14 protein-coding genes are annotated in these 17,247 nt (G+C 69.4%); 9 read left to right on the top strand and 5 right to left on the bottom strand.

Going from position 1 to position 17,247, the window contains the following annotated elements:
• The first annotated feature begins 6 nt into the window (after positions 1-6).
• On the top strand, positions 7-1,134 hold the full coding sequence (gene rodA / locus FOF48_RS14735; RefSeq protein WP_186001924.1) for a rod shape-determining protein RodA: 1,128 nt from the start codon (positions 7-9) through the stop codon (positions 1,132-1,134).
• Between the two features lie 15 nt (positions 1,135-1,149).
• Positions 1,150-1,791 carry a PilZ domain-containing protein gene (locus FOF48_RS14730; RefSeq protein ID WP_143901945.1) on the top strand — a complete coding sequence of 214 codons (642 nt, stop codon included), beginning with the start codon at positions 1,150-1,152 and terminating at the stop codon, positions 1,789-1,791.
• 16 nt (positions 1,792-1,807) lie between these two features.
• Here the strand turns inward: FOF48_RS14730 and FOF48_RS14725 are convergent, their stop codons facing one another.
• Both FOF48_RS14725 and trxA read right to left on the bottom strand, forming a co-directional pair.
• Complete coding sequence (locus tag FOF48_RS14725; RefSeq protein ID WP_143901943.1) at positions 1,808-2,149, bottom strand: hypothetical protein; 342 nt, start codon at positions 2,147-2,149, stop codon at positions 1,808-1,810.
• Between the two features lie 444 nt (positions 2,150-2,593).
• Positions 2,594-2,920: a thioredoxin gene (gene trxA / locus FOF48_RS14720; RefSeq protein WP_143901941.1), complete on the bottom strand. Its 327-nt coding sequence runs from the start codon at positions 2,918-2,920 to the stop codon at positions 2,594-2,596.
• Between the two features lie 170 nt (positions 2,921-3,090).
• Between trxA and FOF48_RS14715 the strand changes: the two genes are divergently transcribed.
• From FOF48_RS14715 to FOF48_RS14685, 7 genes are all read left to right on the top strand, one after another.
• Complete coding sequence (locus FOF48_RS14715; RefSeq protein ID WP_235685672.1) at positions 3,091-3,465, top strand: hypothetical protein; 375 nt, start codon at positions 3,091-3,093, stop codon at positions 3,463-3,465.
• Positions 3,466-3,510: 45 nt separating this feature from the next.
• Entirely contained in the window at positions 3,511-4,323 is an 813-nt protein-coding gene (locus tag FOF48_RS14710; protein WP_143901937.1) for an inner membrane protein YpjD, read from the top strand.
• A gap of 2 nt (positions 4,324-4,325) precedes the next feature.
• A complete protein-coding gene (hemA, locus tag FOF48_RS14705) occupies positions 4,326-5,666 on the top strand; it encodes a glutamyl-tRNA reductase (RefSeq protein WP_255442176.1) in 1,341 nt (446 codons plus the stop codon).
• Positions 5,663-6,604: a hydroxymethylbilane synthase gene (hemC, locus tag FOF48_RS14700; RefSeq protein ID WP_143901935.1), complete on the top strand. Its 942-nt coding sequence runs from the start codon at positions 5,663-5,665 to the stop codon at positions 6,602-6,604. The genes hemA and hemC overlap by 4 nt, the downstream gene beginning before the upstream one ends.
• Before the next feature lie 11 nt (positions 6,605-6,615).
• A complete protein-coding gene (locus FOF48_RS14695; RefSeq protein ID WP_143901934.1) occupies positions 6,616-7,377 on the top strand; it encodes a uroporphyrinogen-III synthase in 762 nt (253 codons plus the stop codon).
• 72 nt (positions 7,378-7,449) lie between these two features.
• A complete protein-coding gene (locus tag FOF48_RS14690) occupies positions 7,450-9,216 on the top strand; it encodes an MYXO-CTERM sorting domain-containing protein (protein WP_143901932.1) in 1,767 nt (588 codons plus the stop codon).
• The gene (locus tag FOF48_RS14685) at positions 9,213-11,051 is read left to right on the top strand and encodes a GspE/PulE family protein (protein WP_143901930.1); all 1,839 of its coding nucleotides are present in this window, start codon (positions 9,213-9,215) and stop codon (positions 11,049-11,051) included. Before FOF48_RS14690 ends, FOF48_RS14685 begins: the two co-directional genes overlap by 4 nt.
• Before the next feature lie 74 nt (positions 11,052-11,125).
• On the opposite strand, the gene FOF48_RS14680 is transcribed toward FOF48_RS14685, so the two are convergent.
• From FOF48_RS14680 to FOF48_RS14670, 3 genes are all read right to left on the bottom strand, one after another.
• Positions 11,126-12,658 (bottom strand): hypothetical protein, encoded by a 1,533-nt coding sequence (locus FOF48_RS14680; RefSeq protein WP_186001908.1) that lies wholly within the window; start codon positions 12,656-12,658, stop codon positions 11,126-11,128.
• A gap of 90 nt (positions 12,659-12,748) precedes the next feature.
• Entirely contained in the window at positions 12,749-14,734 is a 1,986-nt protein-coding gene (locus FOF48_RS14675) for a hypothetical protein (protein ID WP_143901928.1), read from the bottom strand.
• Positions 14,734-17,028 carry a bifunctional UDP-sugar hydrolase/5'-nucleotidase gene (locus FOF48_RS14670; RefSeq protein ID WP_255442175.1) on the bottom strand — a complete coding sequence of 765 codons (2,295 nt, stop codon included), beginning with the start codon at positions 17,026-17,028 and terminating at the stop codon, positions 14,734-14,736. Before FOF48_RS14670 ends, FOF48_RS14675 begins: the two co-directional genes overlap by 1 nt.
• Positions 17,029-17,247 lie beyond the last annotated feature (219 nt).

The following is a 17,247-nucleotide window of genomic DNA, read 5'->3' as shown; positions in this document are numbered from 1 at the left end:
CGCCGGATGATGCCCCACGTGCCGTGGGGGCTCATCGTGTGCGTGCTGGGCGTGTGCGCGCTGGGCATCTGGAACCTGGCGTCCGCGTCCCGGCCCCCCATGGCGCCGGTGTGGACCAGCCAGGCGCTCTACCTGGCCGTGGGCCTGGGCGCGGTGCTGATGGTCTGCCTGGTGGACTACCGGTGGATCCAGCGGATGGCCTTCCCCGTCTACGTGCTCAACATCCTGGCGCTGCTGGCCTTGCGGCTGGTGGGGCACACGGCGAAGGGCGCGGAGAGCTGGTTCGTCATCGGCCCGTTCCGCCTGCAGCCCGCGGAGTTCATGAAGATTGGCGTCGTCCTGATGCTCGCCAAGGTCTACCACGACGACTTCCAGCCCAACCAACCGTCCTATGGGCTGGTCCGGCTGTGGAAGCCGGTGCTGGTGGTGATGGTGCCCTTCCTCCTGGTGCTGGTGCAGCCGGACCTGGGCACCGCGCTGATGATCTTCCTGTCCGCCGGCACCGTCATCCTCTTCGGCAAGGTGCGCTGGCAGCTGGCCGGGGTGCTGGTGGCCGGGGTGCTGGTGGGCGGTCTCATCATCTGGAACGACTACGTGCGGGAGATGCCCGAGCCGCGCTCCACCGTCGTGCGCCACTTCCTCAAGAAGCACCAGAGCCAGCGCATCTCTGGATGGTTGGACCCCGAAGCGGATCTCCGCGGCAGCGGCTACCACGCCGCCCAGTCGAAGATCGCCGTGGGCAGCGGAGGGCTCACCGGCAAGGGCTGGCGTGAGGGAACCCAGACAGGTCTGCGCTTCCTGCCGGAACAGCACACGGACTTCATCTTTTCCGTGTGGGCCGAGGAGCACGGCTTCTTCTCCTGTCTCCTATTGCTCCTGCTCTACGGTGGCATCTTCATTCTCGGACTGGGCGTGGGCTTCAACGCGCGAGACCGTTTTGGAGCGTTCGTCGCGGTGGGGGTGGTGGCCACACTTTTCTGGCAGGTGTTCGAAAACATCGGCATGGTCATTGGCCTGTTGCCAGTGACGGGCATCACGCTGCCCCTCATGAGCTATGGCGGCTCCTCGATGCTGTCGGTGATGTTGTGCATCGGGCTGCTGGTGAACATCAGCATGCGCCGTCACATGTTCTGACGGCCGGAGGCTCCGATGGTGGTTCAGAGGAAGGGCGCGACTGGGGTGAAGGCCGGCACGGGCGTTCGTGGGCCGGAGGGCGTGGAGGCCCCCCGCCCGTTCGTGCCTCCGGTGGGCGTCCCGCGCGCCGCGCCGTTGCCGGGCGTGGCCCCGCGCATTGAGATGAATCAGGGGGAGCCGGAGCACCGGCACTTCCCGCGCGCACAGCTGGCCACGCACTTCGACCTCTGGGTGGATGATGGGGCAGGGGGCCGGCGCTTCTCCGCCAACCTGATGTCCATCAACGTGAGCGTCAGCGGCGCGTTCCTGGCGAGCACCTTCTTCCTGCCCATGGGCACGGTGGTGCGCACGCGCTTCGCGCTGGAGGAAGGGGCGGCCCCCGTGGAGGCTCGCGCGGAGATCGTCCGCGAGGAGCGCGGCCCGGAGGAGGAGGGCCGCAGCGGGTTCGCCCTGCGCTTCCTGGACTTCTCCGGACAGACGGAGGTGGCGCTCGCCCGGCTCTTCCTGGGCATGCGTCTGCGTGCTTTCACGGAGGACTATCTCAAATCCCAGCGCGCCCGCTCCCTGCCCAATGAGCTGGAGCGGGTCATCGACGTGATGGCGGCCTGGGAGCTGCTCAAGGCCACCACGCCCGGAGACCCCTGGCGCGGCGAGTAGGCCTCCGGAGGCCTGCTCAGGCCGGCTTGCCGGTGGCGATCTGCCGGCGGCGCTCGGCCTGGTAGTGCGCGGAGCACAGGCCCTTGGAGCGCTGCTCCCGGGTGCAGCCATTCACGGTGCAGCGGCGGTCCATGGGCACCGGGCCGCCCGCCACCGTCTTGGGGGGACGTCCCCGGCGGCGGCCCGCCATCATCGAGCCATTGCCCGGCGACGGCGTCACACTTCCCATTCCCGGCATCCCCGTGTTCAGCGCGCGCAGCATGCCGCGGCCGATGGCGTCGCCCAATGCCTCCGCCCAAGACGTCAGGGCAGGGGTCAGCGGCGCTTGCGAGGTCAATTCTTTGCGAAGGCGTGCCATGAAAACTCCTATTGAAACTCGCCAATCAAGACAGGCGTGTACTCGCGACTTCTGTCTGGTGTGGCGAACTCTGTCAACAAGACATATTGGGGTCGTGTTTGACTCGTAATGCAATTTCAATGGCTGTTGAACAAAACATGACGGGAGGATCGTCCATCCGGACCAGCAAGGCGTTTGTCTCAAGCGGAGAGAAACGTCTCCCTCGGGGGGCTTCCAGTACCCGGTACGTGAAAGCCCTTACCGTCGCGGTGAGTTGTCTTTCTACAGACATATCGAACGCGGGGGGTGTCACGGCCGGGTGTCTGGTTGGGGAGCATCAAGCGAAGCGTCCCCTCTCACCGAGCGCGAATCCTGGCGGTTGAAGACCAGGCGCGTCATCCGTGGGAGGGGACGTGGGGGGACGGGGCCCGCGGTTGGGCGGGCCGTCACCGGGGGCGCTGGAGACTAGAGCGCCTTCTTGACCGCGTCTTCGATGCGCGACTTCGGCACGGCCCCGACGATCTGCTCCACGACCTTGCCGCCCTTGAAGAGCAGCAGGGTGGGGATGGAGCGGATGCCGTACTTCTGGGGCGTGTCCTGGTTGTCGTCGATGTTGAGCTTCGCGAAGCGCACCTGGCCCTTGTACTGCGTGGACAGCGCCTCGACGGAGGGGGCGATGGCCCGGCAGGGGGCGCACCAGGTGGCCCAGAAGTCCACGAGCACGGGCTCCTGCGAGGCCAGCACCTGCTGCTCGAAATCCGAATCTCCGATGTTGATCACGTCGCCAGCCATTTCGTCTCCTTGGTGTTTCTGCTTCAGCGGGGCTCATGCCGGGGTCCCGCGCCCACTACAAGGGGATTCCAGAGCATGGAACCCGGGCCGTTTCGAGGAAACGGATGCGGATTCCCGCTGGGCGTTGCACCCCCATTTCACCAGCCCTCCGGCCAGGATGCTGGTGTAGGATGGAACCCGTGACGAAGCTCTTCCTGTCCCAGGCCCAGCTCGAGGAGTGGGCACTGGCCGACAAAGCAGACCTGCGCGAAGGCCGCCTGGTGGTCGCCGCCGAGGGAGGGGGCGACTGGCCGCTGTCGCCCGCGGTCCATGTCGTGCAGCTGGTGTCGGGGGAGGACACCCACCAGCTGGTCTCGCGGGTGAAGACGGAGGAACAGCTCGCCCGGCTGGGGGCCGAACAGATGGCCGACTCCATCCTGGTGGGGGACTCCGCCTACGAGGTCGTTCCGGGCTATGTGGCGGAGGTGGGTGCGCCCGCCCCGGAGCGGAAGCCCAATTCGGAGACCGACCTGCTGGCGGCCTTCATTCTCAATAAAATGGGCTGAGGGTGGACTGAATGTCTCCTCGGCCGGGGTTATGAGCCTGCCGCCATGAGCCATACGCTCGTCTCGCTCGCCTGCCACGCCTACGGGTTGGCCGCGCTCGTCTACCTCGCCTTCCTGGTCCGCCAATCCCAGGTGCTCGCCGTCTCCGGCCGCGTGCTGGTGGGGACCGGCCTGCTGATGCACTGCGTGGCCCTCATCGAGATGCTGGGCGCGCAGGGGGGCCGGCTGGTGGGGCCCGCGCAGGGCATGTCCACCTTCGCCTTCCTGCTGCTGGCGCTCTTCCTGGCCCTGGATGTGCGCTACCGCAAGCCGGTCATCGGCGCGTTCCTCACGCCGCTGGCGGTGGCGGTGCTGCTCGTGGGCATGCTGCTGCACGGAGGGTCCGCGCCGCTGCCGGACGCCATGCGCCAGCCGCTGCTGCCGGTGCATGTCACCATCGCGCTCCTGGGCATGACGGCGTTCGGGGTGGCGGCCGGGGTGGGCGTCATGTACCTGCTGATGGAGCGGCAGGTGAAGACGAAGCACTTCGGGCTGCTCTTCTCGCGGCTGCCTTCGCTGGAGTTTTTGGACACGCTCAACCGGCGGTTGGTGGTGTGGGGCTTCATCGCGCTGTCGCTCACGCTGGCCACCGGGGCGCTGTTCACCACGACAGCGCGTGGCCTGACGTGGGCGCTGGAGGCCAAGCACGTGGCCACGTTCGTCGCGTGGGGCGTCTTCGCCGCGCTCGTCAACGCCCGCATCTTCGCCGGCTGGCGCGGCCGGCGCGTGGCGCTGCTCACCATGGCCGGCTTCTGCCTGGTGTTGGTCTCCTTCCTGTCGTCCTACGACCTGTCCGCCGCTGGCCCGGGGATGCCGTAGCCATGGAATTCATCTGTATCGGCGTGTCCCACCGCACCGCGCCCCTGGGCGTCCGGGAGCGGCTGGCATTGCCCGAAGCCCAGCAGACGGACGTGTTGCGTCGGCTGGCGCAGGCGCCCGTGGAGGCGCTCTGGGTGTCCACCTGCAACCGCGTGGAGGTGTACCTGGTGGCCCCCAGCGCGGAGCAGGCGCGGGAGCGCGCGCGGGAGACGCTGCGCACGCTGGGCGGGGCGGAGGCGCTGGAGCACCTGTACGAACACCAGGGCGAGGCGGCGCTCGTGCACCTCTTCCGGGTGGCCTCCAGCCTGGACTCCATGGTGCTGGGCGAGGCGCAGATCCTGGGCCAGGTGAAGGACGCCTTCGAGCGCGGCCAGGGCGCGGGCGCGGTGCGCGGCGAGCTGACGCGCGCGTGCGCGGCGGCGTTCGGCTGCGCCAAGCGCGTTCGCACGGAGACGGCGGTGGGGAGGGCGGCCACGTCCATGGCGTCCGCGGCGGTGCAGCTGGCGAGCAAGGTCTTCGACGGGCTCAAGGACAAGACGGTGCTGGTGGTGGGCGCGGGGGAGATGGGCGAGCTGGCGGCGCGGCACCTGAAGAACGCGGGCGCCGGGAGGCTCATCGTGACCAACCGCACGCTGGCCCGCGCGGAGGCGCTGGTGGCGGAGGTGGGGGGCGTCGCGCGGCCCTTCGAGGAGCTCTTCGCGCTGCTGGCGTCCGCGGACGTGGTGGTGACGAGCACCGCGTCGCCCGTGCCGCTCTTCACGCGCGACAACGTGGGGGCGCTGGGCAAGGCGCGCAAGGGACGGCCGCTGTTCATGGTGGACCTCGCGGTGCCGCGCGACATCGACCCGGCGGTGGGCACCCTGGACTGGGTGCACGCGTACGACGTGGACGACATCCAGAAGTTCGTCGCGGACAACACCGCCGCGCGCGCGGAAGAGGCGCACAAGGCGGGCGGGCTGGTGGCGCAGGAGGTGGCGCGCTTCGCCCGCGAGCGCGCGCTGCGCGACGGCATGCCCGTGCTGGCCCGCCTGCGCCAGCGCGCGGAGGCCATCGCCCGCGCGGAGGTGGAGCGCACGCTGCAGGGCCTGGGTGACGGGCTCACCGACAAGCAACGCAAGAGCATCGAAGCCATGGGACGCGCCATCGTGAACAAGCTGCTGCATGAGCCCACCGCGCGCCTGCGCGCCGTGGGCCCCCAGGGCGAGGGCAACCGCCTGGCCGGCGCCGCCGCGGAGCTGTTCGGCCTCACCGAAGCGGAGGCCGCCGCCATCGCTCCGGAGCTGGAGTCCGTGCCCTCGACGAATGAGCTGAACAACGCGGTGGCCCATGGGAGCCGACGATGAAGGCCGTGAGGATCGCGACGCGGCAGAGCCCCCTGGCGCTCTGGCAGGCGCGTCACGTGGCGTCGCTGCTCACCCAGCACAACCCCGGGCTGGAGGTGTCGCTGGTGGAGATGACCACCGAGGGCGACCGCTTCCTGTCCGCGCCGCTGTCCGCGGTGGGCGGCAAGGGGCTGTTCGTGAAGGAGATTGAGCAGGCCCTGCTGGATGGCCGCGCGGACGTGGCGGTGCACAGCCTCAAGGACATGACGTCGGTGTTCCCGGAGGGGTTGATCCTCGCGGCGGTGCCGACGCGCGAGGACCCCCGCGACGCGTTCTGCAGCCCGGACGGCCACACGCTGGAGCTGCTCCCGCCAGGCGCGAAGGTGGGCACGTCCTCGCTGCGCCGCAGCTGCATCCTGCGCGCGCGCCGCCCGGACCTGGAGATCGTCTCCCTGCGAGGCAACGTGCAGACGCGCCTCCAGCGGACGCGGGAGCTGAAGCTCGCCGGGGCGATGCTCGCCGCGGCGGGCCTCAAGCGCCTGGGCCTGGACCACCACATCACCCAGGTGGTGCCGGTGGCGGACAGCATGCCGGCGGTGGGGCAGGGCGTGCTGGCCATCCAGTGCCGGGAGGCGGACGCGGAGGTGCGCGCGCTGCTCGCACCGCTGGAGGACCTCACCACGCGCGGCGCCGTGCGCGCCGAGCGCGCCTTCCTGGCGAAGCTGGAGGGCGGCTGCACCGTGCCCCTGGCCGGCCATGCCACGGTGGTGGACGGACAGGTGCACCTGCGCGGACTGGTGGGCCGGCCTGACGGTTCACGCGTCGTGCGGGGCGAGGTGAAGGGCCCCGTTCCGGAGGCGGAGCGGCTGGGCGAGGCGCTCGCGGACGAGCTGCTGTCTCGCGGGGCCGGGGACATCCTGCGCGATTTCGGCCGCCGCGACGGCGCGTCCCGCGCCTAGAGTGCCGGCCCGTGGACCGGCGACTGGATGGCATCCGAGTATTGGTGACGCGCCCCCGTGAGCGGGCCGAGGAGCTGTGCTTCCTGCTGGAGGACGAGGGCGCGGACGTCCTCAGCCTGCCCTTGCTGGAGCTCCGCCCGCCGGAGGATCCGCGCCCGCTCGCGTCCGCCGCCGAGCACGTGCAGCGCTACCACTGGGTGGTGTTCGCCAGCCCTTCGGCGGTGGAGGCCTTCCTGGAGGCCCTGCGGCTCGCGGGCACGTTGGATCGGCTGTCTCGCGTGAAGCTGGCCGCCGTGGGGCCTCGCACCGCGCGGGCCCTGGAGGGCTACGGCCTGAAGGTGGAGGCCGAACCCAACGAGGGCACGGGCGCGGCCCTGTTCATCGCGCTGCGCGACGTGCTGGGGCCGGACGACGACGTGCTCCTCCCGTCGGCGGAGGAGGGGCGGCGCGAGCTGGAGGACGGCTTGCGCGACCTGGGCGTGCGCGTGACGCGCGTGACGGCCTACCGCTCCACGCCCGTCACCCTCGAGCCCGGGGATCTGTCCCAGCTCTCCGAGGCGCCGCCGCAGGTGGTGCTCTTCGCCTCGCCGCGCACCGCGGAGGCCTTCGTGGAGGGCGTGGGCCGCGAGCCGCTGGCCTCCGCGAAGGCGGTGGCCATTGGCCCCACCACGGCGACGGCGCTGACCCAGTTGGGCATCCCCGTGGCCGCGGTCGCGGAGCGCCCCACGCCCGAAGCGCTGGTGGATGCCACGGTCCGCGCCGTTCACGGGTAGACTGTCCGCCCGGTGACGTTCCGGGTGCCAGGCCGGTGCCCCCTGCGGACGTCACGCGACGAGGTGCGGGTGATGAATCGTGGGTTGCAGCGGAGTGTCTTCCTTCTTGGACTGCTGGCGCTGGCCGCGACAGCGCACGCGCAGTCGCAGGAGGACTACCAGTTCCTGGACCAGTGGGTGCTCAACAACAGCCAGGACCCGTTCCCGTACTACCTGGACGCGCGGAACAGCCGGCCCGCGGACAATGATTTGTCCCTGGTCGAAGACGCGGTGAAGAAGGCCTTCCAGGCCTGGCAGGACGTGGACTGCGCCTGGCCCGCCTTCACCTACAAGGGCCGCTCCACCATCGTCCCCATCCCCGACGTGAACGACCGCCTGGACGGCTTCAGCGTCGCGGCGGTCTTCGTCACCGACCCGAACAGCACGGAGTTCAAGGACGTGCTCAACGCGGGCGACAGCGTGGCGGAGGCCGTGCCCCTGCGTCACGGCGGCTACGTCTACCAGTGCGACATCTTCCTCAACGCCGTGAGCTACAAGTTCACCACGCTCAGCCCCACGCCGGCGGGCTTCATCGACCTGCAGACGGCGGTGATGCGCGAAGTGGGCCACTGCCTGGGCCTGGGCAGCACGTACTTCTACACGGAAGCGGTGATGTACTTCTCGCTGGACCGTGGCATCCAGCGGCGCACCCTGACGTCCTATGACAAGGGAGCCCTCTGCAAGCACTACCCCCAGACGGGCGCGGTGGGCTCGCCGTGTGACACCACCGCGTGCGGCGCGGGGCTCACCTGCGTCACCACCCAGTCCACGACCAGCGGCGCCACGCTGAAGATCTGCTCCAAGGGCTGCCCGGACGGGACGCCGGGCTTCTGCCCCGCGCCCTACCAGTGCCGCGCGTCCGGCCTGGTGCCGGGCTCGCAGTTCGCCTGTCTGCCGGAGGCCTTCGGGACGGGGACGAAGGTGGGCAACCCCTGCACCAGCGCCAGCCAGTGCGGCGCGGCGGACTCGCGCTGCCTCACGGACGCGGACAAGACCACGGCCTTCCCGGCGTGGAAGAACGGCTACTGCACCGAGTCCTGCGTGGCCAACGCGGACTGCCCGGGCGGGTCCACCTGCGCGACCGTGGGCTCCGTGGGCAAGCGCTGTCTGAAGAACTGCCGTCCGGGGACGGGCGACTGTCGCCAGGGATATACGTGCACGACGCTGCCCGACCAGGGCGGGGACGTGTGCGTCGCGGACTGCGCCACCAGCAACGACTGTGGCGGCAACTACGCCTGCCGCTCGTGTGACCACGCCTGCGTCCAGCAGAAGACGGGCACGCGCAACGTCGGCGACCCGTGCCTCCAGGATTCGGAGTGCGGCACCAACCAGCAGTGCCTGAAGATCAATGGCAACCCGCAGGGCGTCTGCGCGGAGCCCTGCTCGGTGGCCACCTGCACGTGCAGCCCTGGCAACACCTGCCGCCCCGCGGGCACCGGGAGCGACCGCTTCTGTCTCCATGACTGCGGCGCTGGCACCTGCGCCTCGCCGCTCCAGTGCGTCCCGTTCTCGGAGGGCACCGCCTGCCTGGCGCCCTGCCGCACCAACCAGGACTGCCCCAATGGCCTGTTCTGCGGCAACGGCGGCAAGTGCTACGACCCCTATGCCCAGACGGATGGTGGCACGTGCGCCCTCTGCGGTGATGGCGGCACGCCGCCTCCGCCTCCCGTGGACGCCGGGTCGGGTGACCCGACGAACGGGCCGGGCGGCTGCGGCTGTGAGAGCACCCCGGCTTCGGCGGCATTCCTCGTGGGACTCGGGCTGTTGTTCCTGGCCACTCGAAGAAGGAGGAACGGTTGACCCAGGCGACAGCTTCAGGAGGCAGCGGCCCGTCACGCAGCGGCGCGGACTTCACCCTTGGCTTCCTCCTGGAGGCCTTGGTGTCCCAGCGCCTGCTGACCTCACCGCAGGCGCAGGAGGTCCTGGCGCGCGAGCCCGCGGCACGGGCCCGCATCCTCAAGGCGCAGGGAGGGACGGGCAAGGACGCGGCCCGCTACGACGTGTCGCCCGTGGAGGTGGTCGCCGCCTTCCAGATCCCCGCGCCGGGCGGGCGGGGCGTGCTGGATGAGGACCGCGTCACGGAGGCCGCCGCGCGCGCCGCGGGGCTGGCCTACCGCAAGCTGGATCCGCTGAAGATGGACATGGCCCTGGCCACCCGCACGGTGTCCCGGCCCTACGCGCAGAAGCACGTGCTGCTGCCCCTGGAGCGGACCGAACAGGGGCGGCTGCGCGTGGCGGTGGCCAACCCCTTCGACCGGGAGCTCTTCGAGAGCTTCCACCGGCTCACCGGCGAGCCGGTGGAGCCGGTGCTGTCGGCGAAGACGGACATCCTCCGCTCCATCGCGGACATCTACGGCTTCAAGAAGACGCTGGCGCAGGCCGCGGACGACTTCAGCGGCTCGCAGTCGCAGCTGGCCAACTTCGAACAGCTGGTGTCGCTCAGCGGCACCCAGGAGCTGGAGGCGTCCGACCGGCCGGTGGTGCAGGCGGTGGACTACCTCCTGCGCTACGCCTTCGACAACCGCGCGTCGGACATCCACATCGAACCCAAGCGCGCCACCGCGGTGGTGCGGCTGCGCATCGACGGGGTGCTGCACCCGGTCTATACGCTGCCCGCGCAGGTGCATCCGCCCGTCGTGTCGCGCGTGAAGATGCTGGCGCGCATCGACATCTCCGAGAAGCGCCGCCCCCAGGACGGCCGCATCAAGACGGAGCGCGACGGCCGCGAGGTGGAGTTGCGCGTGTCCACGCTGCCCACCGCCTTCGGCGAGAAGGTGGTCATCCGCATCTTCGACCCGGAGACGCTGGTGCAGGACATCGCCCAGCTGGGCTTCGAGCCGGACGAGAAGGGCCACTTCGAGTCGTGGATCGATCAACCCCACGGCCTCATCCTGGTGACGGGCCCCACGGGCAGCGGCAAGACGACGACGCTCTACTCCGCGCTCAAGGCGGTGGCGGGCCCGGACGTCAACGTCACCACGGTGGAAGACCCCATCGAAATGGTGTGGGACACCTTCAACCAGGTGCAGGTGCAGCCCAAGGTGGGCCTGGACTTCGCGGGGGCGCTGCGCCACATCCTGCGCCAGGACCCGGACGTCATCATGGTGGGCGAGATCCGCGACGCGGAGACCGCGGAGAACGCGCTCCAGGCCGCGCTCACCGGACACCTGGTGCTCTCCACGCTGCACACCAACGACGCGCTGGGCGCGGTGGCGCGCATGAAGGACCTGGGCGTGCCCGCCTTCCTCCTGGCGCAGAGCCTGCTGGGCGTCATGGCCCAGCGCCTGCTCCGGCGCATCTGCGTGCACTGCTCGGAGGAGGCGGTGCTCACTCCGGACGAGCTGCTCGCCCTCCAGGCCCCCCTGCCGCTGTTGCCCGGCGGGGTCCGGCTGTCGAAGGGGGCCGGGTGCGTGCGGTGCCGCGGCACGGGCTACTCCGGCCGGACGGGCGTCTTCGAGATCGTCTCCACCACCCGGGAGATGCGGGAGCTCATCGCCCGCGAGGCGCCGTACGAGCAGCTGGTGCATGCCGCGCGCCGCACCGGCATGCGCACCCTGCGCGAGGCCGCCGTGCGTAAGCTGGCCCAGGGCCTCACCGCCTTCGACGAGGTGGTGCGGATGACGTCCGCCTTCTAGCGAACCCGCGGAAACACGAAGGGCCCGCCGTACCGCACGGCGGGCCCCGCGAATGACACCGGAAGCAGCAGGGCCTAGAAGCGCGCCTGCAGCAGGGTGTTGAAGCCCAGCGCGTGCGGCTTCTCGAAGTTCGGCTGGGCGATGCCCGTCACGTCGTCCTCGAACGTGGTCCGGTTGGTGTCGTAGGTGTAGTAGACCTCGCCCACCGCCGCGACCGTCTCCGACAGGTCCCACCGGAAGGTGGCCTTGGCGGAGATGATGGGCTGCGCCTCGCAGGCGCCGGAGCCACCGCAGGTGCTGGGCAGGATGCTCAGCTGGTTGGCGTCACGCACCACCACCGTGCGCGTGCCGGTGAGGCTGGGGGGCGGGTTGCTGCCGCCAATGAGCGGCACCGGGCTGCGGAACGACGCCGGCTGCTGCACGCCGACGATGAAGCCCGGCGTCAGGTGCAGGCCCGGCAGGTTGTAGTCCGCGCCCAGCGCCAGGAACATCTCCGGCTTCAGGACCGTGCCCGTCGGGAAGTCCTGGAACGGGGGGAAGCCCGGCACGTCGAACTGGATGAAGGACAGGCTGCGGTAGAGCGCCAGCACGTTGAAGCGCATCTGGTTGTACTTCGCGCGCGCCTGGAGGGCGACGGCCGTGGCGCCCTGGGGCTTGGTGGCGCCGAACTTGTCCGGATCCTGCAGCGTCTGCGTGAGGTAGCTGCCCTCCAGCGACACCGAGTAGGACAGGCCGCCCGGGTACTGCTCCGGCGCGAAGAAGCGCTGGTAGATTTCCGGGTCGTTCTTGTAGAGCCGGAAGTCCACGCTCGTGCCCACCGGCACACCCACGTGGTAGACGATCTGCCCGGACACGCCCGCCGAGTTGACGGGCGCCTCGATGCTCTGGTTCGCCAGGCCCGGGACGATGCCCTTCTGGAAGTAGCCGCCGCCGGCCTCCACGCGCAGCGTCTCCAGGATGTCCCAGCCCGCGCCGGCCATCACGCCGTAGAGCGTCTCCTGCTCCAGGATGAGGTCGTTGAGCACCAGGGCCGTCTTGCCGCCCACGTACGCGTACCAGCGGTCGCGCGTCAGCTGGAGCTTGGCGCCCGGCACGCCCGCCGCGGAGGCGCGGTTGGTGAAGATGGGGCTGCCGCCCCAGGAGATGCGGTACGCATATCCCAGACGGAAGCGGTCCGCGGACACCGGGAAGCCGGTGAGCGAAATGCCTTCCTTCTCACCCCAGCCGGGCGGCTGATAGTTCAGTCGCACGTAGCTGGAGTTGTCCAGGATGTCGACGCCGCCAGAAGGCCGCTCCAACACCAGCAGCGTGAGGGCCGCCTCGGTGGTGAGGCCTTCGAAGAAGGCCGGCATGCGCTTGTAGAGCACCACGTTCGACAGCGACTCGAAGCCGGAGAACTTGGTGTTGAAGTTGTCGTAGAACTGCGTGTTCTGGTTGCCCGCGCCAAAGCGTGCGTTGGGGCTGTTGGGAGTGGTCTCTCCCGCGCCTGCCAACACGTTGTCGTCCGCGAAGACGAACGACAAACGGGTGTCCACGAAGTCCCCGGCCCAAGCGGGCGCGGAAAGGGCTGTCAGGCCCGTCAAGGCCAGCGTCTGCAACGTTTTCAATGTCCCTCCAGGAAGCGGTCCGGGGGAGACCGCTCCTCCCTGCGCCCCGGAATCCACCGGGGCGCGATGCGTCTAGCTAAGAATGAATGACTACGGGCAAGGCTTGATGGGCTTCGGGCACTGCATGCCGGGCCCGGGGTAGCAGCACATGTCGTCCTGATCGCGGGGCAACACGTTCCAGCGGGGCCGTGCGGGGCCCACGTGCTTCAGGTGACCCACGACGTCGAAGGTGGCCGCGTGCAGCTGCTTGCACTGGAGGGCCCTCGCCGCGTCGGCGTCGGTTTCACTGCAGTCCGGATTCAGGTCCGGAATCGCGTCCTTGATCTGCAGGCTGATGCGGGTGCGTGAGTCCGGGGCGATCTTGCAGGTGGCGTTGGCCGTGGCCGTGCTGTCACGCACCAGCGCGACCGTCACCTCGGAGCCCGTGAGCGTGTACTCGAAGCGCGTGTTCGCGGCGATGAGCGTGCCCGTCTGGTCCACCGTCACTCCGGCCGGGCCGAAGCGCGCGCGCACCGGCTGGGTGCAGTAGAGGTTGACGCGCGTGCCCTGGGCCTGTGCCTTGGCGGGGGTGACGGAGGTGGTGCCCACGGTGACGCTGGCGATGCGCGAGGGGACGGACTCGTCCAGACCCGCGGCCTCCGGGCCCGTGGCGTTCATCTCCACCACGAACTGGCCGAAGCTCGTGTACGTCGTCTTCTCCGCGCAGATGGTGCCCGCGTACTCACCGATGCCCAGCGTGCAGTCGATGACGCACTGGCGCTCCGGCAGGTCCGGATCATCCGGCGGCTCCTCGAAGCAGTTCTGCCAGCTGCGCGCCGTGCCGCTGCCGACCGGGCAGAACATGGGCAGGTCGTTGTTGCCGTTGGCGTCGCAGTTGCGGAACACGCGGGGGAACTTCACCCGGCGCAGCTTCACCAGCGACGACTCCAGGCTCTCCATCTTGAAGTTCCTGTAGCTGTAGCCGCACAGGAGGTCGTCCAGGTAGGGCGAGCCGCTGAAGCCGCACAGCCGGCCGTTGACCTCCACCGGGGGCACCTGGGACAGGTACTTGTTCCACTCGCTCTGGGGCAGCAGGCGCACGTTCTCGCGCAGCGTCCAGGCGGGGAAGCTCATCTGCGTGGTGTTGGTGAACTCCGCCACCGTGCCGGACAACGTCCAGAGCAGGTCGCCCGAGTCCAGGCCTTCCGGGAAGGAGTAGTTGTAGATGTAGATGCTGTTGAAGCGGCCCGGGTTGTAGCCGTCCGGCTCCGGGGTCTGGATGTTCGCGCCCGGCACGTTCTTCTCCAGCACGCGGCAGGCCGTCATGTCCGTGACGTAGAAGCCGCTGGAGTCCGTGCCCGTGACGAGCAGCATCATCTGCTTGCCGTTGTTCGGATCCGCCGCGTCGCAGTTCTGCGTCAGCGGCTCGCCGGCCTCCGGGTTGCGGCCCACGCGCATGAACTGCTTGACGAAGACGCTGGTCTCCGAGCCGTTCTCCGGCAGCTGGATGGTGGCGAGGCTGGGCTCCTCGAACCGGATGCCCGCCGTCAGGCCCGTCGCGTACGTGCGGGTGGCGGGCTCCTCGGGCACCTGGGTCAGGTCGCCCACGACACCGCCATCCTGGTAGTCCAGCGTGAAGGGCTGGTCCTGCACCCAGATGTGCGTCTCACCGTACAGGTGGGCGACGCGCACGGTGCCGGTGCCCTTGCCGTTGGTGAGCTGCGCCCAGCGCTTGCTGTAGTCGCCGGTGATGTTGCCCGGGATGGTGCGGAAGGAGACCGGCCCGTTGAAGGACGTCATCTCCCCGCCGTTGCCGTCCAGCGCGGTGATGGACACGGTGATGTCCACGTCCGTGCGGGGCAGGGTGTAGGGACAGTCGGCCGTGCCACGGACCGCGGGCGGCACCGCCGCCTGGTCGTTGCCGTACTTCGCGGCGCAGGTGTTCACCACCGGCAGGAGCGCGGCGGCCGAGTCACCGGTGACGATGCGGGTGACCTCCACGCGGAAGGAGCTGAGCCCGTCGGTGGTGAGCTCCGACTCCTTCGTGTAACAGCCAGCCGCGAGGGCCAGCGAGGACAGCAGGACGAGTCGCTTCATTACTTCACCCTCCGCCCGATACGGCCATCCTCGATGGCGCTCGCCACGGGCATGGCAGTGGGCTTCTCACAGAACGACCGCAACTGGCTGGTCACCGTACCGCAGCTGGGGTTGCTCCCCGACAGCAGGTCGCGGCAGCTGCACCGGCCGGTGGACGGGCCCTGGGGAACCGCGCACTCGGCGACGACCTGGTCCTTCGTCAGGTTCGCCACGCCGCACTTGTCCAGGGCCGCCTGCTGACCGGCCGCGTCCGCGGGCAGCTTGAGCAGGTCCAGGCAGGAGCAGCTGCCCACCTTCTTGTTGATGGCGTCCTCGAACGCCTGGGACACGCGGCAGGAGCCCAGCGTCTTGTCGTCCACCGTCCACTGGCCGTTCACCAGCGAACCGCAGCGCGTGCCGTTGCTGGACGTCTCCTTGCCCGCGAGCAGGTCCTTGCAGGAGCAGAAGCCCTGCATGTAGCCGATGAGCGAGTCACGCAGGCTGATGCCCGTCTCGATGCGCGTGGTGTTGCGCTTGAGCACCGCGAAGCCGGAGCCGCCCTTGGCGATGTAGTCGTTCACCGCGACCTTGTACGTGCCGTTGGTGTCCAGCGGCCGGCCGTTGATCTGGATGTCGATGCCAGGGTGCGCCCAGCAGCGCGAACCGCTGGTGTCCTCCAGGCACTGCCACGGCGCGTGGCCCTCGCGGGCCGTCTGGGGGCACGCGGTGTTCAGCGTCTCCGGCGTGCACGCGATGCGCAGGTCGTTGAGCTGCACCTGGGCGCAGTCCATGGTGAAGCGGGCGCCGGAGATCTGCGCCTGGCTCACGCACCCGCGCTCGGCGGAGCGCTCGGTGACGAAGTCGAACATCTCCTGCATCTCCACGCCGGACAGGTACATGATGTTGATGGTGTTCTCGAACGGGAACACGTTGAACATCGACTCCTGGGTGACGACGCCCGCGTAGAGGTTGTCGCGGATGCCCAGCGAGTTGGTGAGCGCCATCTCCGCTTCCACGCGGTTGCGCTTGCGCATGGAGTCCGCGGCGATGTTGCCCAGCGGGGAGTCACCGCCGTTGGAGTTGTTGCGCCGCTGCACGTCCAGCGGGGCGTAGGAGAAGATGGACGTCAGCTGCAGCTTCACGTCCATGCCCAGGAGGTACGGGATGAGCAGGTCCGTCGTCCGCGAGTCCTCCTGGCGGCCGCACTCCGCGATGGCGTCGCGCACGCCCGGGGCCTCGATGAACTTCCCCGGATCCCAGAAGATGCTCTTGTCGAAGCGGTACTTGCGCATCGCCTCGTTGCACCAGAGGCCGTCCACCGGGAACGCGTGGTAGTCCTGGCTGATGACCTCGGCGCCCTCGCCCTCGCCCAGGCGCTGCGGCATCTTCACGACCAGCTCCAGGCGGCCCACGTACTTGGCGAACGCGCCCGAGTGGGACAGCACGACCTTGCGGCCGCTGGGGTCGGTGACGAGCTGGGGAGGGTTGAGCACCACGTGCAGGTGGCCGCCCAGCACCACGTCCATGCCGTTGACGCCCGCGATGTGCACGCGCACCACCGACTTGGGGTCGCCCTCCGGACCGAACCACTCCAGCACCTTCCACGCGTCATGCGCGCGCTCCACGAAGGGCTTCGCGCGGGAGTACTCGTAGTAGGCCTCGTAGCCCTGGATGAGGTCCTGGTCCTCGGTGAGGCCCAGGTGGCTGACGATGACGATGAGGTCCGTCACCGGGCGCAGCAGCTCCACGTAGGCGCGCGCGGCCTCGTTCTGCTCCAGCGGGGTGACCTGCAGGCTGTTGCCACCCTCCACGATGGAGTTGAGCGAGGAGATGTTCGCCATGCCGATGACGCCCACCCGCAGGCCCTTCACCGTCTTGATGGTGTAGGGGTTGGTCACCATGGCGGTGCCGTTGGTGCCCGTCGTCTTCGGGTCGTCCCAGTAGTAGTTGGCGGCCAGCAGCGGGAAGTTGGCGAAGTTGCGCGCCTTCTGGGTGAAGTTGAGCGCGCCCGCGTCGAACTCGTGGTTGCCCACGACCGCGGCGTCCAGGTGCTGCTCGGAGAGGAAGCGGAACTCCGCCTCGCCCGTGTTCACGTTGAAGATGGGCGCGCCCTGGAAGCAGTCACCGGAGTCCAGGTGCAGGATGCGGTCGCCCTTCTTGCGCTCGCGCTTGAGGATGGACGCGATGCGCGTGGCGCCTCCGAACGGGCCGGCCTCCGGAATGAGCTCCAGGTCCTGGTCCGTCTTCAGCGGCGTGAAGTCGTACGGGATGAGGCGCGAGTGGATGTCAGAGGTATGGAGGAGGGTAAGCCGCACCTCCTGACCTTCGAGGTGGTAATCCTGGCCTTCCAGCACAGGCATGCACGAGGCGAGGGCCAGGGCGCAGGCACAGAGGAGGCCGAGCAGTGCGCGACACATTCGTGACGGATCCGTGATTCGTAGGGAGTGACGACTTGAGGACGGCGCAACCTACGGGATCAACGGTGCACGGGCAAGCAACGCCGCCGTGGCAGGTCCACGTACCCGGCAACAGGA

The organism is Corallococcus sp. Z5C101001 (assembly GCF_007352635.1).
Taxonomy (GTDB): domain Bacteria; phylum Myxococcota; class Myxococcia; order Myxococcales; family Myxococcaceae; genus Corallococcus; species Corallococcus silvisoli.
This window is presented reverse-complemented; position numbering and strand designations above follow the sequence as displayed.